The sequence below is a fragment of the Streptomyces sp. NPDC087270 genome (assembly GCF_044744625.1).
Taxonomy (GTDB): domain Bacteria; phylum Actinomycetota; class Actinomycetes; order Streptomycetales; family Streptomycetaceae; genus Actinacidiphila.
This window is the reverse complement of the sequence record NZ_JBIUYR010000005.1, coordinates 48,865-74,264: the sequence shown is the minus strand read 5'-3', so window position 1 is coordinate 74,264 and position 25,400 is coordinate 48,865. Positions and strand designations below refer to the sequence as shown.

At 74.1% G+C, this 25,400-nt stretch carries 23 protein-coding genes and 1 riboswitch; of the genes, 16 read left to right on the top strand and 7 right to left on the bottom strand.

The annotated features are described in order from the left end of the window. Window positions 1-15 precede the first annotated feature (15 nt). On the top strand, window positions 16-615 hold the full coding sequence (locus ACIPAE_RS11715; protein WP_402444591.1) for a hypothetical protein: 600 nt from the start codon (window positions 16-18) through the stop codon (window positions 613-615). Window positions 616-685: 70 nt separating this feature from the next. Here the strand turns inward: ACIPAE_RS11715 and ACIPAE_RS11710 are convergent, their stop codons facing one another. The 4 genes from ACIPAE_RS11710 to ACIPAE_RS11695 all read right to left on the bottom strand — a co-directional run bounded on the left by ACIPAE_RS11710 (window position 686) and on the right by ACIPAE_RS11695 (window position 5,125). Beyond that, complete coding sequence (locus ACIPAE_RS11710; RefSeq protein ID WP_402444589.1) at window positions 686-1,630, bottom strand: DUF6227 family protein; 945 nt, start codon at window positions 1,628-1,630, stop codon at window positions 686-688. Between the two features lie 143 nt (window positions 1,631-1,773). Further along, the gene (locus ACIPAE_RS11705) at window positions 1,774-2,448 is read right to left on the bottom strand and encodes a ThuA domain-containing protein (RefSeq protein ID WP_366410215.1); all 675 of its coding nucleotides are present in this window, start codon (window positions 2,446-2,448) and stop codon (window positions 1,774-1,776) included. Between the two features lie 256 nt (window positions 2,449-2,704). Continuing rightward, complete coding sequence (locus tag ACIPAE_RS11700) at window positions 2,705-4,015, bottom strand: AraC family transcriptional regulator ligand-binding domain-containing protein (protein WP_402444587.1); 1,311 nt, start codon at window positions 4,013-4,015, stop codon at window positions 2,705-2,707. A gap of 375 nt (window positions 4,016-4,390) precedes the next feature. Further along, window positions 4,391-5,125 carry a TetR family transcriptional regulator gene (locus ACIPAE_RS11695; RefSeq protein ID WP_402444585.1) on the bottom strand — a complete coding sequence of 245 codons (735 nt, stop codon included), beginning with the start codon at window positions 5,123-5,125 and terminating at the stop codon, window positions 4,391-4,393. A 103-nt stretch (window positions 5,126-5,228) separates the two neighbouring features. On the opposite strand from ACIPAE_RS11695, the gene ACIPAE_RS11690 reads away from it, so the two are divergent. Continuing rightward, window positions 5,229-5,381, top strand: a complete 153-nt coding sequence (locus tag ACIPAE_RS11690) for a hypothetical protein (RefSeq protein ID WP_328472002.1) — start codon at window positions 5,229-5,231, stop codon at window positions 5,379-5,381. A 68-nt stretch (window positions 5,382-5,449) separates the two neighbouring features. Beyond that, window positions 5,450-5,800, top strand: a complete 351-nt coding sequence (locus ACIPAE_RS11685; RefSeq protein WP_402444583.1) for a DUF4190 domain-containing protein — start codon at window positions 5,450-5,452, stop codon at window positions 5,798-5,800. A 148-nt stretch (window positions 5,801-5,948) separates the two neighbouring features. Here ACIPAE_RS11685 and ACIPAE_RS11680 read toward each other — a convergent pair whose 3' ends face one another. Then, window positions 5,949-7,430, bottom strand: coding sequence for a glycine hydroxymethyltransferase (locus ACIPAE_RS11680; protein WP_329362653.1), 1,482 nt, complete (start codon window positions 7,428-7,430; stop codon window positions 5,949-5,951). A 26-nt stretch (window positions 7,431-7,456) separates the two neighbouring features. Further along, window positions 7,457-7,547: riboswitch (ZMP/ZTP riboswitch) on the bottom strand. 150 nt (window positions 7,548-7,697) lie between these two features. Here ACIPAE_RS11680 and ACIPAE_RS11675 point away from each other — a divergent pair. The 12 genes from ACIPAE_RS11675 (at window position 7,698) to ACIPAE_RS11620 (ending at window position 21,439) form a co-directional block, all read left to right on the top strand. Continuing rightward, a complete protein-coding gene (locus tag ACIPAE_RS11675) occupies window positions 7,698-8,708 on the top strand; it encodes an enoyl-CoA hydratase/isomerase family protein (RefSeq protein ID WP_402444581.1) in 1,011 nt (336 codons plus the stop codon). Window positions 8,709-8,952: 244 nt separating this feature from the next. Then, complete coding sequence (locus tag ACIPAE_RS11670; protein ID WP_366410212.1) at window positions 8,953-9,693, top strand: class I SAM-dependent methyltransferase; 741 nt, start codon at window positions 8,953-8,955, stop codon at window positions 9,691-9,693. Between the two features lie 164 nt (window positions 9,694-9,857). Continuing rightward, window positions 9,858-10,925, top strand: coding sequence for a LacI family DNA-binding transcriptional regulator (locus ACIPAE_RS11665; RefSeq protein ID WP_329362647.1), 1,068 nt, complete (start codon window positions 9,858-9,860; stop codon window positions 10,923-10,925). 387 nt (window positions 10,926-11,312) lie between these two features. Next, a complete protein-coding gene (locus tag ACIPAE_RS11660; RefSeq protein WP_366410211.1) occupies window positions 11,313-13,223 on the top strand; it encodes a ricin-type beta-trefoil lectin domain protein in 1,911 nt (636 codons plus the stop codon). A 310-nt stretch (window positions 13,224-13,533) separates the two neighbouring features. Then, complete coding sequence (locus ACIPAE_RS11655) at window positions 13,534-14,511, top strand: lysylphosphatidylglycerol synthase domain-containing protein (protein WP_329362645.1); 978 nt, start codon at window positions 13,534-13,536, stop codon at window positions 14,509-14,511. A 266-nt stretch (window positions 14,512-14,777) separates the two neighbouring features. Next, the gene (locus ACIPAE_RS11650) at window positions 14,778-16,055 is read left to right on the top strand and encodes an RICIN domain-containing protein (RefSeq protein ID WP_329362643.1); all 1,278 of its coding nucleotides are present in this window, start codon (window positions 14,778-14,780) and stop codon (window positions 16,053-16,055) included. Continuing rightward, on the top strand, window positions 16,055-17,425 hold the full coding sequence (locus ACIPAE_RS11645) for a ricin-type beta-trefoil lectin domain protein (protein WP_329362641.1): 1,371 nt from the start codon (window positions 16,055-16,057) through the stop codon (window positions 17,423-17,425). Before ACIPAE_RS11650 ends, ACIPAE_RS11645 begins: the two co-directional genes overlap by 1 nt. A 120-nt stretch (window positions 17,426-17,545) precedes the next feature. Next, window positions 17,546-18,400 carry a response regulator transcription factor gene (locus tag ACIPAE_RS11640; RefSeq protein WP_329362639.1) on the top strand — a complete coding sequence of 285 codons (855 nt, stop codon included), beginning with the start codon at window positions 17,546-17,548 and terminating at the stop codon, window positions 18,398-18,400. Beyond that, on the top strand, window positions 18,397-19,869 hold the full coding sequence (locus tag ACIPAE_RS11635) for a sensor histidine kinase (RefSeq protein ID WP_402444578.1): 1,473 nt from the start codon (window positions 18,397-18,399) through the stop codon (window positions 19,867-19,869). The genes ACIPAE_RS11640 and ACIPAE_RS11635 overlap by 4 nt, the downstream gene beginning before the upstream one ends. A gap of 108 nt (window positions 19,870-19,977) precedes the next feature. Beyond that, window positions 19,978-20,430 (top strand): hypothetical protein, encoded by a 453-nt coding sequence (locus tag ACIPAE_RS11630; RefSeq protein ID WP_402444576.1) that lies wholly within the window; start codon window positions 19,978-19,980, stop codon window positions 20,428-20,430. Further along, the gene (locus ACIPAE_RS11625) at window positions 20,427-20,654 is read left to right on the top strand and encodes a hypothetical protein (protein WP_366410208.1); all 228 of its coding nucleotides are present in this window, start codon (window positions 20,427-20,429) and stop codon (window positions 20,652-20,654) included. The genes ACIPAE_RS11630 and ACIPAE_RS11625 overlap by 4 nt, the downstream gene beginning before the upstream one ends. 140 nt (window positions 20,655-20,794) lie before the next feature. Next, entirely contained in the window at window positions 20,795-21,439 is a 645-nt protein-coding gene (locus ACIPAE_RS11620; protein ID WP_402444574.1) for a sensor histidine kinase, read from the top strand. Here ACIPAE_RS11620 and ACIPAE_RS11615 read toward each other — a convergent pair. Then, a complete protein-coding gene (locus ACIPAE_RS11615; protein WP_402444572.1) occupies window positions 21,417-22,694 on the bottom strand; it encodes an MFS transporter in 1,278 nt (425 codons plus the stop codon). The genes ACIPAE_RS11620 and ACIPAE_RS11615 overlap by 23 nt on opposite strands. Window positions 22,695-22,776: 82 nt before the next feature. On the opposite strand from ACIPAE_RS11615, the gene ACIPAE_RS11610 reads away from it, so the two are divergent. Continuing rightward, window positions 22,777-23,553: a DeoR/GlpR family DNA-binding transcription regulator gene (locus ACIPAE_RS11610; protein ID WP_402444571.1), complete on the top strand. Its 777-nt coding sequence runs from the start codon at window positions 22,777-22,779 to the stop codon at window positions 23,551-23,553. A gap of 61 nt (window positions 23,554-23,614) precedes the next feature. On the opposite strand, the gene ACIPAE_RS11605 is transcribed toward ACIPAE_RS11610, so the two are convergent. Further along, a complete protein-coding gene (locus ACIPAE_RS11605) occupies window positions 23,615-25,312 on the bottom strand; it encodes a bifunctional 3'-5' exonuclease/DNA polymerase (protein ID WP_402444569.1) in 1,698 nt (565 codons plus the stop codon). Window positions 25,313-25,400: the final 88 nt, after the last annotated feature.

Below are 25,400 nucleotides of genomic sequence, written 5' to 3'. Positions count from 1 at the left end.
GGCACAGTGGACGACATGGTTCACGAGGTCCCGTCCCTGCACGACCACCACGTGCGTCACCTGCGCCGGATGTTCCTCGCCGTCGTCACCGGCAGCTTCCTCTTCCTGATCCCGTGGATCGGCTACCTCTCGGCCAGCCTGCCCACCCACCACGAGGTCGACCAGTGGCGCTTCGCCTGGGTCGGCTTCGACGGCGCGCTGATCGTGGCGATCGGCATCACCGCGCTGTGCGCGTGGCGGCGGTTGCAGATCTTCATCCCGTGGGCGCTGGTCACCGCCGCGCTGCTGTGCTGCGACGCCTGGTTCGACATCGTGCTGGACTGGAACAGCGACGAGCTGACCGGCGCGATCATCACGGCGGTGGTCGCCGAACTCCCGCTCGCCGCCCTGCTGGTGTACGTCGCCCGGAAGATGATCCGGCTGACCGTGCTCGTCGCCTGGCGCCGGGCCGGCCGCACCGGCAACGTGCCTCCGCTCTCCCGGCTGACCCTGGTCAGGTTCGCCGCCGAGGACGAGCACGACCGGATCTGCGAGTACGGCCACGACCACACGTCCCCGGAGGCCGCCGCCCACCCCGAACCGGACAGCCGTCACGAGCGCGGCGGCGACGGCTGAGGCAGGCACGGGCCGCCACGGCGGGCGGCAGGAGGCGTACGGCTCCTGCCACCCGGCCGAACCGGTCAGGTCAGCCCGCCTCGATCCGGCGGACCGCCGTGTCCAGTGCCGCGTCGCGCGAGGCGTAGACCTCGCACACCGGGCTCCCGTTCGGGGTGCGGGTGTGGTCGATCTCCCACAGGCTCAACTCGGTGCCGTCGAGCAGGAGGAACGCGTGCTCGTACAGCGACCAGGTCACCGTGCGGCCGGCGACGAGCGTGCTGCGGCGGGTCACGATGCCGATGGTGTGGGCGATGGCCGCGTGCAGCCGCCGATGGACCTCCTCGCCCGGCGGGTTGGCGTTCGACGCGCGGCGCAGCAGGCGGCGGGCGTGCTCGGGTGAGTCGGCCTCGGTGTAGGCGCGGTGGCAGCCGTGCGGCTCGGGCAGCGGCGGCAGGGGGAGCGGCGCCGACCGCGCCGGGTCGCCCAGGACGTCCACGTCGTCGAGCCCGCCCGGACCCGCCGCGCCGCCCGGACCGGCCCCGCCCGCCTCACCGTCCAGGTCCGCGAGCCCGTCCAGGTCCGCGAGGCCGCCGATTCCGGCGACTCCGCCGAGGTCGGCCGCTGCCGGATCGCTGCCGCCGTCCGGGCCGGTCCACGGCGGCGGCCGGCCGAACGCCGTGTCGGCCTCCCACTCGGCGAGTGCGAGTTCGCCCCGGTCGGTGAAGACCGCGTACCGGAGTTCGCCGCCCGGCCCGGTGTTGTGCTCCAGTTCCCACACCAGCCGAACCCCGCCGTCCGGCAGCAGGAAGCTGTGCCGGTAGGTGCGCCGGTCGATCGGCCGCGGCGGCCCCTTGGCGTGGCGGCACGACTGGAGACCGCAGTAGTGCATCAGCGCGCTGTGCACCTCGGCCAGGTGCCGCGCGGCCTGCGCGCCGTTCTCGGCGCGGGCCAGTAACCGTGCGAGCTGATCGGTGGGCCGGCCGCCCACCCGTTCGATGTCCGTCTCCACCGCCCTCGCAGGTTCAGCGTCCATACGGCCCTCCCGACTCCCCGGCGCCGTCACTCTCCTGCCGCCACTCAGCGTAGTAGCGCCGTCGCCCGTGGCGGATACGAAAGGCCGTAATTACGGGCGTGTACGCCAGAACGCGCGCCCCCGGTGGGCGATCGGGATGAGACTCACTCCGCCGTTCCCGCGCACCACAGCAGCGCGCCGTCGAGATGGCGGCGGAAGTCCGGGTCGGCGTAGGCGGATTCGAGGTGGCCGAGCGCGGTGTAGAACACCCTTCCCTCGCCCACCCGGTGGCACCACACCAGCGGATGGACGGCGCCCATCGTGCCGCCCTCGTAGCTGTCCTCGTCGGCGGACGCGAGCACCCGCACGCCCCGACCGGCCGGTCCCGCGCGGAAGTCGTACCACTCGTCGGTCCAGCGCCAGGTGGCCGGGAGGTGCGCGGTCGCGGGGTGCGTACGGTCGTGCACGAGCACGTCGGCCGGCTGGACCCGCGGATGCCCGTCGAAGCGCGCGCCCAGCAACTCGCCGTAGTACGGCCAGTCGTACTCCGCGCAGGTCGCCGCGTGGATGCCGAGGAAGCCTCCGCCGCCCGTCACGAAGTCGCGCAGCGCGGCCCGGGCCCGGTCGTGCAGGACCTCGCCGGTGGGGGAGAGGAACACCACCGCCGCGCAGCCCGCGAGCGCGTCGGGCCGCAGGTCGTCCGGGTCCTCGGTGTGGCGGGCGGGCATGCCGTGCCGGCCGGCGAGTTCCGCGAGCGCGGCGGCCCCCGCCGTGATCGAGGCGTGCCGGTATCCGGCGGTCGCACTGAAGACCAGTACGGCGCCGGTGCCGACGGTCACTGCTCGGCTCGCCGGCCGGGCGGTCGGAGCGCTGACGGTGGCGGAGGCGCGTTCTGCCGGTCGGACGGGACGTGTTCCGAGGGGAGCGGGCGCGGTCCCGCCGGACTTGACGGGCCGGCGCCAGGGTACGGGTTGCCGCAGCGCGCGCACGTCGGGTCCGCGGTCTCCCGGAAGGCCCCGCACTCCTCGCACACCCGGTCCGACCAGCAGACCGGGTCGCCGCCTTCGCTGTACTGGGCTCGCTCGGTTCCGTCGGTCACGCCGTGCCCGCCTCCTGTGGTGTGCCGGACCGCTCGCCGGTCCCGTCGCCGTCGGTGCTGTGGCCGCCGGTGTCGTGGTCGCCGCCGCGGCCGGTGCTGCCGTCGGTGCGTGCGCCCTCGCCGCGGTTGTCCGCGTCCCAGCGGTTCATCGCGCGCCGGAGCGAGCGCGACTCGGCGAAGCCCAGCCGCACCGCGCGCTGAGCGGAGCCCGCGCTCCCGTGCCGGAGTGACTGTTCGCGCCGTACCGCGTCCAGTTCGGCCCGCCAGGTGGTGCCGGAGTCGCCGAGCCTGCGTTGCAGGGTACGCGTGCTGATCGCGAGGCGCCGCGCGGCATCCGCCAACGAGGGCCGTCCGTTGGGCAGTTGCTCGGCGATCACCTCGCGCAGTCCGGGTACGGCGACCGATCGCGGTATCCGCGGTGCCGGCATCTCGGCCGCGGCGCGCAGCATGATCGCGGCCAGCGCGGGATCGGCGGTGTCCAACCGCCGTTCCAGGTCCTGCCGGTGCAGCGTGATCGCGTCGGCCGTCGCGCCGAACTCCAACCGGGCGTTCCCGAAAGCCTCCTGGTGCGGGGCCTGCCTGAGGGGCGCCCGATGGGCGAACTCCACCCGGACCGGAGAGAGTTCACGACCGGTCGAGTGCCGCAGCTGCCTGGTCAGCACCGCGAGCGCGAACTCCGCGACCACCCAGCGCAGTTCGTCGTCGCCGTGTCGTGCGGCGTAGCCGATGGTCACCTCGTCGTCGGACTCGTCGATGGTCAGCAGGGAGTTGCTGCTGATCAGATGGATGTGGGCCGCGCCGCGGGCCAGGCCCTCGCCGACGGTCGGCGCGGAGGTCATCAGGTAGTCGAACACGTCGAGCAGGCCGGGCCGGTAGCCGGCCGCGGCCAGCAGCCCGGCGTCGACCCGCCCGGTGCGCGCCAGCACCGCGCCCCACAGCCGGTAGGTGCGCGTGGACGGGGCACGCGTGGTCTCCGGCTGGCCGAGTATGTGCGGCAGCCCGGCGGCGCGTACCAACTGTTCGGCCTCGCGCGGGTTGTTCGCGGTGGCTGTCGCGATCAGGCGGGGCACCACGACGGAGTCGGTGAGCGGGGCCCCCGCCAGCGAGGCGGGGACGGACGTGCGGGCCGTACCGCCGTACGGGCCCTGCGCGTTGTCCCCACCGCCTTCGCCCTGCCCGCCGCGTCGTCCGTCGTACTTCTGGTGTGCGGGCCCCTGGTGTACGGGCGGGCACGGGGGCACGCCGGGGTGCGGGTGCAGGTGCGGGTGCGAGGTGGGCAGGTCGGTTATGGGCGCTGCTGGCGGCATACCGGAACTCCGGCGGTCGGCGGTCGTCCTGGGCGTCCCGCGGCGGTCCGCCGGGGACGTGTCAGCAGCCTACGCGCGATCTGGCGCGTTTCGACCATCAGGTGGCGCGTTCCGTCCTCCCGCCGGGACGGGGGTCCGACCCATGATCGGTGGACGGCGTCCCGGGATGCCGTGTGTGCCCGAGGGGGGCGCAGGCCCGCGGGGGAGAGCCGGTGCGGGTGCGGACCGTGTCCGTACCGACTCCAAAAGGCCCTGTCCGCCCCCCCTCGCGCCCGCCCCGTGAGGCTCGGGGCCGTGCTGTCCTGTCGCACGGTCCCGTACTCCACTGACGGGCCCGCCGGCCTCCCGCGTCCGCGCGCGACGCCGCCCCCCGGGTCAGTCCGGTTCCGGGTCGAGCCAGTGCCGCCGGCCCACGCTGATGATCCGCATCCGCAGCCGGGCCGCGTGCATGATCCGCCGCCGCGCGGCGGTGTCGTCGCGCGGCGCCTCCAGGAGTTCCGCGGCGGTCATCACCATGTGGTCGACGTAGAGCCCGGCGAGCACGTGCAGTTCGGCCCGGGACCAGCCGGCCGACGAGGGCTGCGCGGCCAGGCCGGCGGCCACCTCGTCGGTGAACCGGCCGAGTTCGGCCGCGATGGCCTCCCGTACGGTCCGCACGCCGCCGTGCCGCTCGCGCGCGATGAAGCGGATGTGCGGGCGGTGCTCGTCGACGTAGGCCGCGGTGATCGCGACGGTGCGTTCGATCAGGACGTCGGGCACCGAACCGTCGGCGCCGTCGGCGAGCACCGCGCGGACCATGTCGTGCAGGCTGCCCAGCGCCTCGTCGACCAGGGCGACCCCGAGGCCGGCCATGTCGGGGAAGTGGCGGTAGAACGCGGCGGGGGAGACGCCCACCTCCCGGGTCAGCTCGCGCAGTCCGAGGCTGCTGAGGTTCTGGTGCTCCAGCAGGCGCAGGCCCGCGTCGAGCAGCGCCTGCCGGGTCTGCTGCTTCTGGGCCTGGCGGATGCCCGGTTGGTGCCCCTCGGCGGACGGCTGCGCGGCAACGCCCGCCTGCTCCGCGCGAGTTGCCCGGGCCGCCCCGGTCCCGGGGGCGTCGGAAGTGTGACTCATGTCATTCAGTAAACAACCGTTCTCCGACTTTGGCCACCGTACACTGGAGAAGTCAGTGAACAACTGTCATCTGAAATCTCGACTCGCTGGAGGTGCAGCAGACATGAGCCTCGTCGTCCTCCTGCTGGGGATGGGCATCCTGATGGGTGCCGCCGCCCACACCTCGCTCACGGTCTTCACCGTGCTCGCCGCCGCCATCGCGGCCTGGCTGCTCGGTTTCGCCGTCCGCGAGGGTGTCGCCCGCCGTCACCGCTGAGCGGGCCGCCCGTCCGGCGCCGCCCGATCGGCGGACCGGAAGAACCCACCGTTTCCGAGAGGAACACCGTGAACACCGCAGCGCACCCGGTCGACGCCGGCTCCTCGGCCGCGCGCACGACCACCGCGATCCGCACCGCCCCGGCGGCATCCGCGGCCTCCGAGTCCTCCGCCGTCTCCCGCAACGTCCGTGACGCCGACGGGATGGCCGTCGCGTCCTTCCTGCTCGGCCTGCCCGGCCTGCTGGTGATGAACGTCGTGCTCGGCCCGGCCGCCGTCGTCCTCGCGCTCGTCGCGTTCGCCCGCGGCACCCGCCGCCGCGGCCGCGCGGCCCTCGGCCTGGCGCTCGGCGTGGCCGACCTGGCCGTCATGGTCGCGGTCACCATCGCCAACCACGGCGTGATCTGGTCCTTCACCTGATCCGTCACCCGGGTGCCCCGGGGGTACCCAGGGCACCCGGCCCGTCCGGCGCTCGGGTTCGCCCGATCTGCCCGGGCACATGGATCGGCCCGCCCCGCGTACGCGCGACGACGTACGAGGGGCGGGCCGTTCCGGTCCGGCGGGCCGGTCAGCTCAGGTCGATGCCCGGGTAGAGCGGGAAACCGGCGAGCAGGTCGGCGGAGCGGGCGGCGACCTGCTCGGCGACGGCCGGGTCCAGCACGTAGTTGGCCTTCGACGTCCCGCCCTTCGCCGCCGCGGCGGGGGTCGTGGCCGCCAGCACCGTGTCGATGAGGCCGGCGATCTCGTCCATCTCCGGCGCGCCCAGGCCCCGGGTGGTCAGCGCGGGGGTGCCGATGCGGATGCCGGAGGTGTACCAGGCGCCGTTCGGGTCCTGCGGCACCGAGTTGCGGTTGGTGACGATGCCCGCGTCCAGCAGTGCCGCCTCCGCCTGACGGCCCGTCAGGCCGTAGGAGGAGACGTCGATCAGCGCCAGGTGGTTGTCGGTGCCGCCGGTGACCAGCGTCGCGCCGCGCCGCATCAGGCCCTCGGCGAGGGAGCGGGCGTTGTCCACCACGGCGTGCGCGTACGTGCCGAACTCCGGCCGGGCCGCCTCCGCCAGCGCCACCGCCTTGGCCGCCATCACGTGCGGCAGCGGGCCGCCGAGCACCATCGGGCAGCCCCGGTCCACGTGCTCGGCGAGCGCGTCGTCGCACAGCACCATGCCGCCGCGCGGGCCGCGCAGCGACTTGTGGGTGGTGGTGGTGACGATGTTCGCGTGCGGCACCGGGTCGAAGTCGCCGGTCAGCACCTTGCCCGCGACCAGGCCGGCGAAGTGCGCCATGTCCACCATCAGCGTGGCGCCGACCTCGTCGGCGATCTCGCGCATGATGCGGAAGTTGACCAGCCGCGGGTAGGCGGAGTAGCCCGCGACCAGGATCAGCGGCCGGAACTCGCGGGCCGCGGCGCGCAGCGCGTCGTAGTCCACCAGGCCGGTCCGCGGGTCGGTGCCGTAGCTGCGCTGCTCGAACATCTTGCCCGAGATGTTCGGGCGGAAGCCGTGCGTGAGGTGGCCGCCCGCGTCCAGGGACATGCCGAGCATCCGCTGGTTGCCGAAGTCGGCGCGCAGCCGGGCCCAGTCCTGCTCGGTCAGGTCGTTGACCTGGCGGACGCCGGCCTTGTCCAGCGCCGGGCGCTCCACCCGCTGCGAGAGCACCGCCCAGAACGCGACGAGGTTCGCGTCGATCCCGGAGTGCGGCTGCACGTAGGCGTGCGCGGCGCCGAAGACGTTGCGGGCGTGCTCGGCGGCGAGCGCCTCGACGGTGTCCACGTTGCGGCAGCCCGCGTAGAAGCGGCGGCCGACGGTGCCCTCCGCGTACTTGTCGCTGAACCAGTTGCCCATCGCCAGCAGCACCGCGGGCGAGGCGTAGTTCTCGCTCGCGATCAGCTTGAGCATCTCGCGCTGGTCGGCGACCTCCGCGGCGATCGCGTCCGCGACCCGCGGCTCGACGCCCCGGATCACCTCAAGGGCGCTGCGGAACGCGGTGGACTCGACGGACTGGCGGGACTGCGGAGTGTGCGGGGACTGCTGGGTGACAGACGGTTCGGCCATGGCGGGGTCCTCCGGAGATTCGGCAACGGGGTGGCCCAGGCGTACGGCACTTCTGTTTCGCGCGAGCCGCTTCCCGATGGTTGCACCCATCCCAGCACGCCAGTCACGGCTCCCGGGCAGCGTATCAACCCGCCCGACCCGCCGCGTACTGTCGGTTCCGGGATCACCTGCGGGCCGGGCCCGGGTACCTGCCGGTCCTCCCGCGGGGAGCCGCGCGGGAGCCCGCGCCGGCCAGGGGCGCCGTAGGCACGACGTTGGGAGCGGTACATGGGCAGGGCAGAGACCTCGGCTACGGTGCGCGGCGCGGTCACCGCCTCAGGTGTGGGGGTCCTGGAACTGGACCGCCCGGGTGCGCTGAACGCGCTGGACCTGGAGATGGCCCGCGCGATCGACACGACGCTGCGCGGATGGCGGCAGGACCCCGCGGTCCGTTCGGTGCTGGTGCGCAGCACCTCCCCGAAGGCGTTCTGCGCCGGCGGCGACATCCTGGCGATGCGCGCCGCGGGCCTGCGCGGCGACGACGCGGCGGTCCGCACGTACTTCAGCACGGAGTACACCCTGAACGCGCTGGTCGCCCAGTTCCCGAAGCCGTACACCGCGCTGGTCGACGGGTACGCGATGGGCGGCGGGCTGGGCATCTCGGTGCACGGCTCGGCGATGGTGGTCACCGAGCGGGCGGTGCTGGCGATGCCGGAGACGGCGATCGGGTTCTTCCCGGACATCGGCGCGACCTACTTCCTGCCCCGGCTGCCGGGCGCCGTCGGCTGGTACCTCGGGTTGACGGGCGTACGGATCTCGGGCGCCGCCGCGGTCGAGTGCGGCCTGGCCACGCACTACGTTCCCGCCGCCGACCTGCCCGCGCTGGAGGAGGCGCTGACGGGCGCGGACGGCGGCGCCCCGGACGCGGTGCTGGAACGGTTCGCCGTGGGCGCGCCGCCCTCCGAACTCGCCGGGCACCGCGCGGCGATCGAGCGCTGCTTCTCCGCCCCGGACCTGGCGGAGCTGCGGGACCGGCTCACCGCGCAGACCGGTGCCGGGGACGCCGCGGACCGGGCGTGGGCCGAGGACACCCTCGCGGTGCTGGACCGGGCCAGCCCGATGAGCCTGGAGCTGACCTTCGGGCTGCTGCGCGCGGGCGCCGGCGCGAGCCTGGCGGAGTGCCTGGCCCTGGAGCTGGAGAGCGCCTGCCGCACCGCCCGCGAGCCCGACTTCCACGAAGGGGTGCGCGCCGCGCTGGTGGACAAGGACCGTAGCCCCGTCTGGGTGCCGCGCCCGTAGCCGGGCAGAACCCGCGCCCGTACCCGGCATCACGCACAAACGGCACCCCGCACCCGGCGCCCTGCGCCCGTATCCCGCACCCCGCCCGCACGCCGTTCCGGGGGTCGGCGCGCCCCGAGCGCTGACCATTATATGAGACGCCGGTATCACCATGCGGTCAGTGCGGCGTACTGTGGCGGTCGAGGTGATCACCGGACCGCCGCCGTCGGGCGGCCGGCCGTGGTCGCGTGATGATTGGAGCGCCATGCCCCGGGAATGGGATGCCAGGACGTACGACTCCCTGCCGCTGCCGCACCTCGGCTGGGGGCGGCGCACGCTCGCCCGGCTGCCGCTGCGCGGCGACGAGCGGGTGCTGGACGCGGGGTGCGGTACCGGGCGCGACACGGAAGGGCTGCTGGACCGGCTGCCGGACGGCCGGGTGGTCGCCATGGACGGTTCCGCCCGCATGCTGGACCAGTTGCGCGAGCGGCTGGCCGGACGCCTGGACCGGGTGGAGGTCGTGCTCGCCGACCTGACGAAGCCGCTGCCCTTCGACGGCGAGGTGGACGCGGTCTTCAGCGTCGCGACCTTCCACTGGGTCGAGGACCACTCCGCGCTCTTCGCGTCGCTCGCCGAGCGGATGCGGCCCGGAGCCCGCCTGGTCAGCGACTGCGGCGGCCGCGGCAACATCGCCGCGGTGAACGCGGCCGTCGCCGACGTCACCGGCACCGCCTCCGACACCTGGGAGTTCGCGGGCGTGGACGACACCCGCGAACGGCTGGCCGCCGCCGGGTTCACCGACATCGACGTCCGGCTGCGCCCCGACCCGGCCAGGTTCGAGCGCGGCGAGCAGTTGGAGTCCTTCCTCGCGACCGTCATCCTCGGCCCTCGGCTGGACGCCATGGCCGACGCCGACCACGAGCCCTTCGTCCAGGCGGTCGCCGCGCGGCTGGCCGAACCCGTCGCGGACTACGTCCGGTTGGAGATCTCGGCCGTACGCGGCTGAACCGGGGCGGGACCGCGGCGCTCAACCGGTTGAGCCGGCGGCGCCGTCGCGGAGATCCCGCGGCCACGGTGCCAACGCCACTGCCCCGGTTCAGCGTTGTTAAGGTGGGCGGGCCGTATCGCCGCACACGGCCCGCCCGCGGGCCCCGCACCACCCGAGGCCGCATGTCCCCCGTGTCCCCCAAGAAGCGCCCCACCATCGCCGACATCGCCGAGGCGGCAGGTGTTTCGAAGGGCGCGGTGTCCTACGCGCTCAACGGCAAACCGGGCGTCTCGGAGGGAACCCGCGCGCGCATCCTGGAGATCGCCGCCCGGATGGGCTGGCACCCCAGCAGCGCCGCCCGCGCGCTGTCCGACGGCCGGGCCGGCGCGATCGGCCTGGTGGTGGACCGGCCCGCGTGGGTACTGGGCATCGAACCGTTCTTCATGCGGCTGATCTCCGGTGTCGAGGCCGGCCTGGCCGCCACCGGCACGGCGCTGCTGCTCCAGGTCACCGAGGACGCCGGCGCCGAGGAGGAGGCGTACCGGCGCTGGTGGGGCGAGCGGCGGGTGGACGGCGTGCTCCTGGTGGACCTGCGCGAACCCGATCCGCGCCCCGCGCTGCTCGCCGAACTCGGCCTGCCCGCCCTGGCGGTGGGCCACGCGGGCCGGGTGCCGGGGGTGCCGTCGGTCTGGATCGACGACGCCGTCGCCGTCCGGGAGACCCTCGCCTACCTCGCGGCGCTGGGGCACCGCGAGATCGCTCGGGTGGCCGGGCCGCCGCACTTCGTGCACACCCGCGAGCGCGGCGAGGCGTTCGAGGCCGCCGCGGAGGAGCTGGGACTCGGCGGCGTCACCTGCGTCTACACCGACTACTCCGGGGAGGACGGCGCGCGGGCGACCCGGCGGCTGCTGTCGGCCGCGGAACGGCCCACCGCCATCGTCTACGACAACGACGTGATGGCCGTCGCCGCGCTCGGCGTCACCCAGGAGATGGGGGTGTCGGTGCCGGGCGAGCTGTCCCTCGTCGCCTGGGACGACAGCGAGTTGTGCCGCCTGGTGCACCCCGCGCTGACCGCGGTGAGCCGCCGCGTGCCGGAGTACGGTCACCGCGCCGCGCAGGTCCTGCTCGCACACGTACGGGGGGAGCGGGTGGCGGACGTCCTGCTCGAACCGCCGGTGCTGGTCCCGCGCGGGAGCACCGCCCCGGCCCGCCCCGCCGAACGCCCGCTGCGGGCGCGCCGCCCAGCATAGACGCCGCCCGGCCCCAGTCGCTCCGCCCGGCCCAGTCCCTCCGCCCGGCCCGGACACCGCCCGGCCCAGTCCCTCCGCCCGGCCCGGACGCGCCGCTTGGCGCACGCCGCGCGTTTTCCGCGGTCCAGACCAACCTCCCGCAGGTCATCGCCCTGCACCCGGTCAACGCACCGTTGTTTCACCGTGTTTCAGACATCTGAACCGCGTTCGACACCTTGACGGCCTTGTGGAGCGCGAGTTAAATCACGTCGCGATATAAGCCGTGAAACAAGTACGGGAACAAGCGTGTGGGCCCCCTCGCTGCACGGTTGCCCCGGACGGATGGTGCACGGCCCGTAGGACGAAATGTCAGGCCCATGCCATCATTGCCGAGAAAGGCAACGAACCATGAGCGCAGCAACGCGCCCCCGCGCGGGCAGAACCCGTATGCGGCGCACCCTCGTCGGGGTGGTGACGGCGGCCGCGGCGGCCGTCGCCCCCATGCTCGCGATGCCGGCCACCGCGCACGCGGCCGGTGAGAGCGTCCAGGTGTACCTCACCACCACCAACGACTCCGGCGGCCGCAACGTCACGAAGGGCCTGGAGCAGCAGGCCCCGCTGACCTTCGCCGCCGGGACCGGCGGCTCCGGCCAGCAGGTCACGGTGGACGAGGGCACGCAGTACCAGCAGTTCACCGGCGGTGGCGCGTCCTTCACCGACACCGCCGCCTATCTGCTCAACTCCAGCGGCGCCCTGTCGGCCTCGACCCGCGACTCGGTGATGCAGAAGCTCTTCGACCCGGTCAACGGGATCGGCCTGGACTTCCTGCGCAACCCGATGGGCGCCTCCGACCTGGCCCGCAACAACTACACGTACGACGACATGCCGGCCGGCCAGACCGACCCGACGCTCGCCCACTTCTCCATCGCCCACGACCAGACGGACGTCCTGCCGCTGACCAAGCAGGCCGAGCAGATCAACCCGGACGTCACGGTGATGGCCACCCCGTGGACCCCGCCGCCGTGGATGAAGGACAACGGCAGCTACGTGCAGGGCTGGCTCCAGTCGCAGTACTACGCGGCCTACGCGCAATACTTCGTGAAGTACATCCAGGCGTACCAGGCCGCGGGCGTGCCGATCGACTACGTGTCGGTGCAGAACGAGCCGACGGTCGGCGGCGACTATCCGGGCGCGAACTGGAACGGCTCCGGGCTGGCGTACTTCACCAAGAACGACCTGCTGCCCGCGCTGCACACCGCCGGCCTGTCCACGAAGGTGCTCGCGCTGGACTGGAACCCCGACTCGTACGACAGCTTCGCCGCGCCCACCGTGGACGACGAATCCATCCGCGACGACCCCAACTTCGGCGGGATCGCCTGGCACGGCTACGAGGGCAGCACCAGCGAGCAGACCACGATCCACAACCAGTACCCGAACGTGCCGGACTTCGACACCGAGCACTCCGGCGGCACCTGGATCGGCAACCAGCAGAAGGAGGACATGGAGAACCTGATCGACTACACCCGCAACTGGGGCCAGAGCTGGGTCAAGTGGAGCCTGGCGGTCGATCAGAACATGGGCCCGCACAACGGCGGTTGCGGCACCTGCACCGGCCTGGTCACCGTGCACAACGGCGACAGCCGCAGCGGGCAGGTCGACTACACCATCGAGTACTACACGATGGGCCAGCTGACGAAGTTCGTGCGGCCCGGCGCGCACCGGATCAGCTCCGACGACAACTCCACGATCCGCAACGTCGCGTGGAAGAACCCGGACGGCTCCAAGGCCCTGATCGCCTACAACGAGTCGACCTCCGCGCAGCCGGTCACGGTCAACTGGGGCAACGAGCACTTCACTTACACCATGCCCGCGGGCGCCTCGGCGACGTTCACCTGGTCCGGCACCCAGGGCAGCGGCGGCGGCACCAGCCCCGGCCACACCGGCGCGATCACCGGCTACGGCGGCAAGTGCGCCGACGTGGCCGGCGGCAGCTCCGCCAACGGCACCGCGGTGCAGCTCTACGACTGCAACGGCTCCGCCGCCCAGCAGTGGACCGCCTCGGGCAACACTCTCCAGGCGCTGGGCAAGTGCCTGGACGTGACCTCGGCCGGCACCGCCGACGGCAGCCAGACGCAGTTGTACGACTGCAACGGCACTGCGGCCCAGCAGTGGACCAGAGGCCCGGACAACGAGCTGGTGAACACCGGCTCGGGCAAGTGCCTGGACGCCACCGGGCCGAGTTCGGCCAACGGCACCCGATTGCAGATCTGGACCTGCACCGGTGCCGCCAATCAGCAGTGGACGGCGCCCGCCGCCTGATCCGCTGCCCGAAACGGCCGGGTGGTGGACCTCTCACCACCGCCCGGTCGCGCTGAGGGAAGAGCCGCCGGTCCGCGCGTCCCGCGGACCGGCGGCCGGCGCGCGCCCGTGTCCGCCCCCGTATCCGCGCTCCGCGTCCGGGCCGTTCGGGGGCGCCGGCGGCCGCATAGTCGTCCATTGCGGGGCGGCGAAGTCGTCCCGTCGGCTGATGTTCCCCGGCGCGTTGACCCAAGTGGCCCTGCGCGGGTAGGAGAGCGGGTCCGTGACGTCCTAGCCTGGACGTGCCGTCCCCACGCGCCGAGGAGCCGCCGTGTCCGTCGCACGCACCGATGGAGCCTTGTGGCAGCGCGCTTCCGTGCGTTCGACGGCGATGGTGCTGCCGCTCGCCGCCGTCGCGGTGCTGCTGGCCAGCAAGTGGACGCTCATCAACTCCGGGGCGGGGCAGCTCGGTTCCGCCGACGGCGAGTGGCTCGCGGTGGCCTGCCTGGCCGCGGTCATGACCTGGGTCTTCTCCGCCGTCGCGCTCCAGGGCGCGGTGCTGCGTCCGGTCCCGCCCGGGCGGTTGCTGGCCGCGCAGTTCGCCGCCTCGGCCGCCAACCACGTGCTGCCGGCCGGCGTCGGCGGCAACGCGGTGAACCTGCGGTTCCTGGTCCGGCGCGGGATGACCCCCACCGCCGCGCTGGCCGCCCTCGCGGTGCGCGCGGCGGCGGCCGTGGCCGGGCGGATCGTGCTGCTGCTGGTGGCGCTGCTGGTCTTCCCCGACGCGCTGCACATCCGGCGGGTGGTCTCCGGGCGGCCCGCGCTGCCGGACCACCCGGTGCTGCTCGCGGTCGGCGGCGGCGCCGCGCTGGCCGGGATCGTGCTGCTGCTGCGGTACGCCCGCAGGCTCGGCGCGCGGCTGCGCGGCTTCGTCGCCTCGGTCGCGCACGACGTGCGGGCGGTGCACCGCGACCGGTCCAGGGTGGCGGCCCTGTGGGGCGGTTCGCTCGCCTTCCCGATGATGCACGGCGCGGTGGTGGCCGCCGTGATCCGCGCGGTGCACGCGCCGGTGCCGGTCAGCGGGGTGATGGTGGCGTACCTGTGCGCGAGCACCGCGGCCGGCTGGCTGCCGACGCCGGCCGGGATCGGTTCGCTGGACGCGGCCCTCGCGCTGGCGCTGGTCACCGCGGGCGCCTCCGGGGTCGCCGCGACCTCGGCCGTGCTGGGATACCGCCTGCTCACCACGTGGCTGCCGCTCATTCCCGGTGCCGCCGTGCTCGCCGTGCTGGTACGCCGCGGGGAACTTTAAGGTACGGACCTTTGCCGTTTCTCTTGACGACTCACAGGTTCGCCATTTAAATCACGTCCTGAACTAAGACGTGGCGTAAGTCTTTCCGGGGTCTCAGTGGCCCCGTTCGCCCCGAGCGTTCCCCATGTTCCCCCCACAGCGTTTCCCCCAGCACGCGAGTGGCGTCCCTCGCCTCGCGCCCGGTCCCGGCCGACCGCGTGTCAGGGGCATGACCAAATCTGCCCGCTCGATCGCTGCCCCGCCCCCCACCGACCGAGGAGTCCGGCATGTCGGCACCACCCCGCACCCGGCGTATCCGTCCCTTCGCGCTGCTCGCCGTGGCCGCGCTGCTGCTGTTCGGCTGGCTCCAGCAGGCCGCCGCCGCGACGAGCGCGAGCAGTTCGGCCGCGCCCGCGGCGGCGTCCCCCGCCGCGGCCACCTTCACCGACGACTTCAACGGCCCGGCCGGAAGCGCCGTCGACAGCTCCAAGTGGGGCTACGAGACCGGCGACAACGTCGACAACCACGAGCGCGAGTACTACACCAGCGGCACCCAGAACGCGGCGCTCGACGGGCAGGGCGACCTGGTGATCACCGCCCGCAAGGAGAACCCGGCCAACTACCAGTGCTGGTACGGCACCTGCCAGTACACCTCGGCGCGGCTGTCTACCCCGCAGAAGTTCACCCAGGCGTACGGCCACTTCGAGACCCGGATGAAGCTGCCCCGCGGACAGGGCATGTGGCCCGCGTTCTGGCTGCTCGGCGACGACATCGGGTCGGTCGGCTGGCCGAACAGCGGTGAGATCGACATCATGGAGAACGTCGGCTTCGAGCCCGGCTCCGTGCACGGCACCATCCACGGCCCCGGCTACTCCGGCTCCAACGGCATCGGCGCCGGCTACACGCTGCCCGGCGGCCAGAGCTTCTCCGACGCCTTCCACACCTTCGCCGTCGACTGGGCGCCGAACTCGATCTCCTGGTCGGTGGACGGCCAGGTCTACGAGACCCGCACCCCCGCCGACCTCGGCGGCAACCGCTGGGTCTTCGACCACCCCTTCTACATCATCCTCAACCTCGCGGTCGGCGGGTACTGGCCCGGCGACCCCGACGGCAGCACCTCCTTCCCGCAGCAACTCGTCGTGGACTACGTCCACGTCACCACCAGCGACTCCTCCGGCGGCGGCACCGGCGGCGCCATCACCGGCATCGGCGGCAAGTGCGTCGACGTGACCGGCGCGAACAACGCCAACGGCACGCCCGTCGAGCTCTACGACTGCAACGGCACCGGCGCCCAGCAGTGGACCTCCACCGGAGGCACCCTCCAGGCGCTCGGCAAGTGCCTGGACGTGACCGCGGCCGGCACCGCCGACGGCACACCCGTGCAGCTCTACGACTGCAACGGCACCGCGGCCCAGCAATGGGTGGTCAACAGCGCCCACGACATCGTCAACCCGGCGGCGAACAAGTGCCTGGACGCCACCGGGAACAGCTCCGCCAACGGCACCAGGTTGCAGATCTGGACCTGCACCGGCGCCGCCAACCAGAAGTGGACGTACACGGGCTGATGCGGAAGACCACCGGAATCCTCGCCGGCGCGGCGCTCGCCGCCGGCGCGCTGAGCACCCTCGGACCGGCCCAGAGCGCGTTTGCCGCCACCGGCGCCATCACCGGCTACGGCGGCAAGTGCGTGGACGTCGCCTCGGCGAGTTCGGCCAACGGCACCGCGGTGCAGCTCTACGACTGCAACGGCACCACCGCGCAGAGTTGGACCGTCGGCTCCGACAACTCCCTCCAGGCGCTGGGCAAGTGCATGGACGTCACCGCCGCGGGCACCGCCGACGGCACGCCGGTGCAGCTCTACGACTGCAACGGTTCCGCCGCCCAGCAGTGGACCGCGAGCAACGGCGCACTCGTCAACACCGGCTCCGGCAAGTGCCTGGACGCCACCGGCCCGAGCTCCGCCAACGGCACCCGGCTGCAGATCTGGACCTGCGCCGGGTCCGCCAACCAGAAGTGGACGCTGCCCACCGGCGGCGGCACCACCCCACCGCCCGCGAGCGGCGTCCAGGCGGTCGCCCCCTACCTGTACAACGGCTGGGGCAACCCGCCCGACCCGACCACGATCATGAACGCCACCGGCGTGAAGTGGTTCACCCTCGCCTTCGTGCTCAGCAACGGCACCTGCAACCCCCAGTGGGACGGCAGCCGTTCACTCACCGGCGGGGTCGACCAGAGCACCATCGACAAGGTGCGCGCGGCCGGCGGCGACGTCGTCCCGTCCTTCGGCGGCTACAGCGGCAACAAGTTGGAGCAGTCCTGCACCAGCGCGAGCGCGCTCGCCGGGGCCTACCAGAAGGTGATCAGCGCCTACGGCCTGAAGGCGATCGACATCGACATCGAGGCCGACGCCTACAGCAACGGCACCGTCCAGCAGCGGGTGGTCGACGCGCTCAAGACCGTCAAGGCGGACAACCCGGGGCTGACCGTCTACGTCACCATCGGCACCGGCCAGTCGGGCCCCGACACCGGACTGATCAACAAGGCCGCCGCCTCCGGCCTGACCGTCGACGCGTGGACCATCATGCCGTTCGACTTCGGCGGCGCCGGACAGAACATGGGCACCCTCACCGAGCAGGCCGCGGACGGGCTGAAGAACGCCCTGAAGAGCGCCTACGGCTACAGCGACGACGTGGCGTACCGGCACAGCGGCATCTCGTCGATGAACGGCATCACCGACAACAACGAGACGGTCACCCTGGACGACTTCCGCACCATCCTCGGCTACGCCCAGGCCCACCACCTGGCCCGGCTGACCTTCTGGTCCGCCAACCGCGACCGGCCGTGCCCCGGCGCGTACCCCAACGACGACACCTGCTCCGGAGTGTCCCAGCAGGCCTGGGACTTCACCCGCATCCTCGCGCAGTACGCGGGGTGAGGCCCCGCGTACCGGGCTCCGACGGCGGACGCCCGGTACGCGGCTTCCCGCTTCCCGGCGTGCGGTCCCGGCCCGTGCGATGCGACCATGACCGCTGCCGGATAGCGGAGGGTCGTTCGGATGAGCGGGACAGCGGCAGACGGAAGCGGCAGGGACGCGTCCGGGGCGGACGCGTACGGTACGGGCCGCGGCGGGACGGGCCCGGGTGGCGGTGAGGGCGGGGCACCGACCGGGCGGGTCCTGGTGGTGGACGACGACGCGGCGATCCGCCGCTCGCTCGGCCGCGCGCTGCGGCTGCGCGGTTTCACCGTCGCCGAGGCGGGCGGCGGAGCGGAGGCGATCGAACTGCTCGCACGCACGCCACCGGACCTGCTGGTGCTGGACATCTCCATGCCCGACGTGGACGGCATCCAGGTCTGCCGCACGCTGCGCGGTGCCGGCAACGACCTGCCGGTGCTGGTGCTGTCCGCCCTCGACGAGGTCGCCGACCGCGTCGCCGGGCTCCAGGCCGGCGCCGACGACTACCTGGTCAAGCCGTTCGCGCTGGAGGAACTGGTGCTGCGGCTGCACGCGTTGCTGCGCCGCCGCCCCCCTCGCCCCGACGACCAGGTGTGTGCCTGCGGCCTCGTCCTGGACCCCGCCGCCCGCACCGCCAGCCGCGACGGTACCGCGCTCGACCTGACCCGCCGGGAGTTCGAACTCCTCGAAGTGCTTGCCCGCAACCACGGCCTGGTGCTCACCCGCGACCAACTCCTCGACCGTGTCTGGGGCTACGACTTCGCGGTCCGCTCCGACGCCGTCGACACCTTCGTCAGCTATCTGCGGCGCAAGCTGGAGGCCGGCGGGCGGCCGCGCATCCTGCACACGGTCCGCGGAGTCGGCTTCGTGCTGCGCGCTGACGCGGCGGGCCCGGACGAACCGGGGGGTGGGCACGGCGGAGACGTCGCCGGTGCCGGGCGGGACGCCGGCCGGTGAGGCTGTCCACGAGGATCGCCGTGGCGGTCGGCCTCCTCGTCCCGGTGCTGGTGATCTCCTCCGGCTGGATCATGGTGCGGCTGGTGGCGGGCGACATCCACCGGCAGGCCGACGCGCACCTGCGGCAGCGTGCCGCCGACGTCGAACCGCAGGCCCGCGACCTGCTGCGGGCGATGGCCAACGACCGTCCGCCCGATGTCGAGGAGGCCCGCAGCCGCAAGCTGTTCAGCTCCGCGCTCGACGTCGGCATCCGGGTCACCGGCTCCGGCGGCACCGTCTCCGGCGGCCCGCAGCCGGCCGGCTCCGCGCCGCTGCCGTCCGCCGCGAGCGCCGCCGGCCCGGTCACCGTGCGGGCCGGCGGCCAGAGTTGGCGGGTGCTCGCCGTGCCCGTGCGCGGAGTGCGCGCCGCCGCGTCCGGCACGCTGTGGGTCTTCAGCAGCGACACCGCGGGCCAGGCGCAGATCGGTCAGGTGCGACGCCGTGTCCTCACCGTGGCGCTGCTGACCGCACCCGTCGCCGGCGCCGCGGCCTGGTTCGCCGCCACCCGGCTCGCCCGCCCGCTGCTGCTCCTCCAGCGCCGCGCCGCCGGTATCGACCCCCGGGCCCGCACCGCGCGGCTCGACCACACCCCCACCCGGGTGCCCGAGATCGACGACCTCGCCCGCACCCTCACGACCGTATTGGCCCGGTACGACGAGCAGGCCGCCCGCAGCAGTGAAGCCCTCGCCACAGCCCGTACGTTCGCTGCCAACGCCTCGCACGAGTTGCGCACGCCGCTGATGAGCATGCGCATCAACCTGGACGTGCTCGACGGCACGCCCGCGCCGGGTGCGGCCGAGCGCGCCGAGATCGTCGCCGACCTGCGTGCCGAGCACGAACGGCTGCTCGGGCTGCTCGTCATGTTGCGTGCCCTCGCGGACGGCGACCTGGTCGAGGCCGGGTCCTTCAGCTGCGTTGATCTCGCCGAGGTGGTCGGCGCCGCCGTCGCCGACCTGCGCCGTACCCACCCGGCCGCGCGGGTCACCCTCGACCTCGCGCCCGGCTGCGCGGTGTACGGCTGGCCGCAGGGACTGCGCTCCGCGGTCGACAACCTCCTCACCAACGCGGCCGTGCACGGCCGCGGAGGGGACGGCACCGCGGCCGTCGAGGTCCTGCTGCGACCGTCCGCCGACCGGGCCACGGTCCGCCTCACCGTCGCCGACCACGGTCCCGGCATACCCCCGGCGGCCCGTGCCGACGTCTTCCGCCGCTTCCACCGCCGCCCCGGCAGCCCCGGCTCCGGCCTCGGTCTGGCGCTGGTCGGCCAGCAGGCGGCGCTGCACAGCGGCACCGTGGCCGCGGCGGGCCGCCCCGACGGGCGCCCGGGCACCGCCATCGTCCTCGACCTGCCCGCCGGTGCCGCGGGTGACGCGGACACCCTCGTCCTGCCCCGCCGCCGGGACTGGCTCTCCGGCCCGCCGCCCGCCTGACATCCCCGCGGGAGCGGGCGCCGGAGGGCCACATGGTTTCCACAAAAAGCCTTCCTACGGTGACCGCGCCGGCGGGCGAAGGGCCCGCGGAGCGAAGGGAGCAGGACGATGCGCAGGTTCCGCAGCGCGGTCACGGCGACCGCGGCGATGGCGGCGGTGCTCGGGGCGGCGGGAAGCGCGGCGGCGGACACCGGAAGCGGGGCGACGCCCGGTGCCACGTCGAGCACGTCGGCCGGGACGGGAACCACCAAGGGCGCGGGCGGTTCCAGGGACGGGGCGGTGCGCCTCTGCAAGCGCGTGCCGGCCATCGACGCCCGGATCGACCGCGCGCTGGCCCGCCTCAACGGCCCGGCCACGAAGCGCGGTTCGATCGCCCGCTTGCAGAAGCGGGTGAGTGCCGCGCAGAGCAAGGGCCAGACGGCCGTGGAGACCTACCTCAACGACAGGCTGACGTTCCGCAAGTCGCTGGTGCCGACCCTGACCCAGCGCAGCAGCGACCTCGACGCCGTGCGGACCTGGTGCGGCGCACAGGGGTACGCCTCGAAGCCGGCAGCGAAGTGACCGCGCGCAAAGGGGCGTTGGCGGCACTGCCCGCGGTCGTTCTGGGAGCCGCTCTGCTGGCGGGGTGCGGGCAGCACGACCACGCGGCCGCCCCCGGCGCGTCCGGCACGGCATCGGCTCCGCCCGCGCCGTCCGCGTCCGAACTGGCCCACATGCGCAAGCTCGTGGACGGTGCGGACGCCGCGGCCTCGGCTGCCGAGAAGGACGCGGCCGGCGACAACTGACGGCCCGGCCGGCAACCCACCGGCTGCCGGCCCCCGTCACTGCCCCCGATGAGTTTCCGCCGGTCCGGCGGTCTGCCTTCCGTGGGCCGGGCCGGATACGGCCGAGGGCACGGCGGCGACGTCAGGAAAGGACGGGCGGCGTGGGCGTGGCGCGGCTCCAGTCGCTCACCTCCGACATGCTGTTGCCGGCCCGGCTCGACGCCCGCGAACCGCCGCGCACGCAGGAGGCGGACCTCGCACAGCTCGTCGCGGAGGAGGCCGCGCGCCGCCGCCCGCGGCTGGACGTGCGGGTCACCCTCGACCTCACCCCGGAGGTCCCCGTGCGGGGCTCGCCTGAGCAGGTGCGCCGCCTGGTGGCGAACCTCGTGGACAACGCCGTCCGGTACGCGGCCACGGAGGTGGGCGTCGCCCTCGGCAGGTCCGGGACCCGGGCCGTGCTGGACGTCACCGACGACGGCCCCGGCATCCCGCCGGAGTATCACACCACCGTCTTCGACCGGTTCGCCCGTCTCGATCACGCCCGCCGGCGTGACACCGGCGGCTCCGGCCTGGGCCTGTCCATCGCACGGGACATCGCGACCGCGCACGACGGCAGCCTCGTGGTGGTGCCGCACGCCCAAGGCGCCCACCTGCGGGCGGAGTTCCCGATGCCGGCCCGCGCGGCGTCCGGAGCTGAGCCGGACGGAGGTGAGCTGCGGGGACGTGAGCCGGGCGGAGGCGAGCCGCGTGGACGTGAGCCGGGCGGACGTGAGCCGCGTGGTGCTACGGGGCCGCCGTTCGGGTAGCGGGGGCGGCCGGCGCCTGGGCGGGCCGGTCCGGGGTGGCCGCCTCGGGCGGGGTGCGCAGCGAGCCGGCCGCGGCCGCGGCCACCGCGCACAGCGCCAAGGGCAGCAGGAACGCCACGTTGAGGGGGACGATCCGGGTCAGCGCGCCGATGGCCGCCGGGCCGGCGAGCATGCCGAGGTAGCCGAGCCCGGCCACCCGGGAGACGTTGGCGCCCGCGGCTTCGTGGTCCGCGTGGCCCGCCACGCTGAAGAGCTGGGGCACGCATCCCGACAGGCCGATGCCGAACACCGTCCAGCCGACGAGCGCCAGTGCGATCCAGGGCGAGCAGACGACCGCGACCATCCCCACCGCCGCCGTGCCCGCGCCCCACCGGACCACCGCGACCGGGCCGAACCGCCCCGCCACCCGGTCGGTGAGCAACCGTCCGGCCGTCATGGCCGTGGCGAAGCAGCCGTAGGCGAAGGCGGCGGTGGCCGGCGACGCGTGCAGGACGTCGCGGGTGGCCAGCACGCTCCAGTCGTTGGCGGCGCCCTCGGAGAGCATGACCATCAAGGCGAGCGCGGCCAGCAGCCAGATCCGCCCGGGTACCCGGCGCCGGGTCCGCTTCGCGGCGACAACGGTGCCGGTCCCGGCCGCGTCGGGTGCCTGCGCAGCCGTATCCGCGCCGGGTGCCTGCGCTTCCGGAGTCGCGGCCTGCTGCCGGGGCAGCAGCGCGGGCGCGACCAGCAGGGCGGCGACCAGGCACACCCCGGCGGTACCGCTCAGCGTGGCCGGCGCGCTCCAGCCCCAGCCGAGCGTGCGGGCGCCGACCAGCGACGCGGCCACCCCGCCGAGCGAGAACACCGCGTGGAACGAGGACATCACCGGCCGCCCGTAGCCGCGCTCCACCTGGACGGCGTGCGCGTTCATGCCGACGTCCAGGCAGCCGTTGCCGAAGCCGAGGACGAGCAGCGCCGCGCCGAGCGCCCATCCGCTGGTGGCCGTGCCCGGCAGGGCGACCGCCGCCGCGCACAGCGCCGCGCTGACCGGGACGACCCGGCGCGCGCCGAACCGGTCGGCGAGCGGGCCGACCAGCTGCATCCCGGCGAACGCCCCCGCGCCCAGCAGGAGCAGCAGTGAGCCGAGCACGGCGTGGCTGATGCCCGCGCGCTGCTCGATCGCCGGGATGTGGACGACCCACATCCCCAGGACGAACCCGTTCAGGGCGAAGTACGCGAAGGTGGCCGCCCGGGCGGCACGAAGGGTTCGCTGCATGGCCGCGAACATAACAAACATTCTTGGCGTTCGTCACTGCCGATATCGCACACCAATTTTGTTCGTGGTGTTCAATGGGGGCATGGCAAGCAGCGAGCGACACCGGCAGATCGTCGAGGCGGTACGAGCGGAGGGCCGGCTGGGCGTCGCCGAACTGGCCGCCCTGACCGGCGCCTCGGAGATGACCGTCCGCCGGGACCTGGAGATCCTCGCGGGGCAGGGCGTCCTGGAGCGCTACCGGGGAGGCGCCCGCAGCCTGCTGCTGCGCGGCGAGGAACCGCCGTTCGCGCTCCGGGAGACCGAAAGCCGCGCGGTCAAGCAGCGGATCGCGGCCGAGGTCGCCGCGCTCGTCGCCGACGGCGAGACCGTCGTGCTCGACAGCGGCACCACCTGCCTGGAGGTGGCGCGGGTCCTTCAGCAGCGGCGGCTCACCGTGATGCCGCTGTCCCTGCACGCGGCCAACGCGCTGACCGGCGCGGCGCGGCTCCGGCTGATCATCCCCGGGGGCGAGCCCCGCCCCGGCGAACTCGCCCTGACCGGCCCGCTCACCGAGTCGGCCCTGGCCGCACTCCGCTTCGACACCGCCGTGCTCGGCTGCTGCGGGCTGAGCGCCGCCGACGGGCTCACTGCCTACGACCTCGCCGAGGCCGCCGTGAAGCGTGCCGCGATCGCCTCCGCCCGCCGGGTGATCGCGGTCGCCGACGCCGCCAAGTTCTCCCGTACCGCCCTCGCCTTCGTCGTGCCGGTCACCGCGCTGCACACCGTCGTCACCGACGACCGCGCCTCGCAGGACGAACTGTCGGCCCTGACCACGGCCGGCGTGACCGTCCGCACGGTCCCCGCCGCCCCTACCGCCTGACCCCTGGCGTCGGGGTCGGGCGGTGGGGAGTGGCGGGACGCGAACCCGCTGCTCCGGGGCGCTACTTCGCGTCCGCGTAGCACTCGACCGCGAGGGTCTCCAGCGGGAACGGCACCGGGGTCGGGCCGAACACCAGGCGGCGGGCCTCGTCGCCGGCAGCGGCGACGGCCGACTCGACGGCGGGGGCGAGTTCGGTGGGGGCGTGGACGATCACCTCGTCGTGCTGGAAGAAGACCAGACGCGGCTCGGGGCCGATCGCGGTGAGCCGGCGGCGGAGCGCGGCGAGCATGGCCAGCGCCCAGTCCGAAGCGCTGGCCTGGATCACGAAGTTGCGGGTGAAGCGCCCCCAGGAGCGGGCGGCGCGTTGATCGAGGGCGGAGGCGTCACCCGGGTCGGCGGCCTCCCCGGCGAAGCCGCCTTCCGTGTCGATGAAGCGACTTGCCGAGGGCGTGGGCGAGGTGCGGCCGAGCTGGGAGCGTACGACGCCGCCCGCCTCGCCGGTGCGGGCCGCGGCCTCCACCAGGGCGAGCGCGGCGGGGAAACGGCGCCGCATCACCGCGAGGAGCTGCCCGGCCTCGCCACTGGTCTGCCCGTACATCGCCGCGAGCAGGGCGATCTTGGCGCGTGGCCGGTCACCGGCGAAGGCGTCCAGGGCGAGCGCCGCGTAGAGGTCACCGGCGGCGGAGGCCCTGGCGAGCCCCGGGTCGCCGGACATCGCGGCCAGCACCCGCGGTTCGAGCTGGCCGGCGTCCGCCACGATCAGCCGGTACCCCGGGTCGGCGACCACCGCGCCCCGCAGCAGCCGCGGGATCTGCAGCGCGCCGCCGCCGCGTGTCGCCCACCGCCCCGACACCACCCCGCCGACCACGTACTCCGCCCGGAACCTGCCCGCCCGCACCCACGCCTCGCGCCACGCCCAGCCGTGCGCGGCGTGGATACGGGACAGCTCCTTGTAGCGCAGCAGCAAGGCGGCGGCGGGGTGGCCGACCTCGCGCAGTTCGTGCGAGCGGGTGGTGCGCAACTGGACGCCGACCCGGGCGAAGGCGGGCAGCACCTGGGCGGGGGAGTCGGGGTTGACCGGGCGGCCCAGCTCCTGCTGGATGCGCAGCGCGAGGTCACCGAGGATCGCGGGGCGGGCGCCGCCGGCCGGGCGCGGGCCGAGCAGGCCGGTGAGGAGTTCGTCGTGGACGGCGGCGCTCCACGGCAGGCCGTCCTGGCCCATCTCCACCGCGGCCAGCGCGCCCGCGGACTCCGCGGCGCACAGCAGCAGGGTGCGGTCCGGGTGCTCGCTCGCCGCGATCCGGCGCCGCTGGTCGGCGTAGACGGCGGTCAGGGCCGTCAACGGGTCGGTGTCCTGCGGCAGATGGTGCCGGTCGGCCGCGAACAGCACCGGCTGGTCGTCGGCGCCCGGCTCGGGCGCGTCCGGCGGCTCGGGCAGGTCCCGCAGCCGCGCCCACGCGGCGCCGAGCGACCGCGGCCGGCCGTGCTGCCCCGCCATCCCCAGCAGCAGCGACTCGACGAGCTTCACGTCATGGCACCGCGCCGGCCGCACCGCGGCGCGCTCCAGCAGCCGCGGGTACATCTCGTCGGTGGCCGCCCACACCCAGCGCGGCCGCTCGGCCGCCTCGCGCCGCGCCACCGCGGCGGCCAGATCGGGGGCCGTCTCGCCGGCCCCGGCCGGCCGCCCGTCCGGGCCGAGCGGGCACAGCCGACCACCGGACCCCACCGGGTCCGGCACCACCGCCACCACGCTTTCCATACCCCGACCCTAGGTGCGACCTCTGACAATTCCCGCCGCCCGCGCGGGCGGCGGCTCCGGCCGCCGCGGCCGGACAGCGAACGGTGCC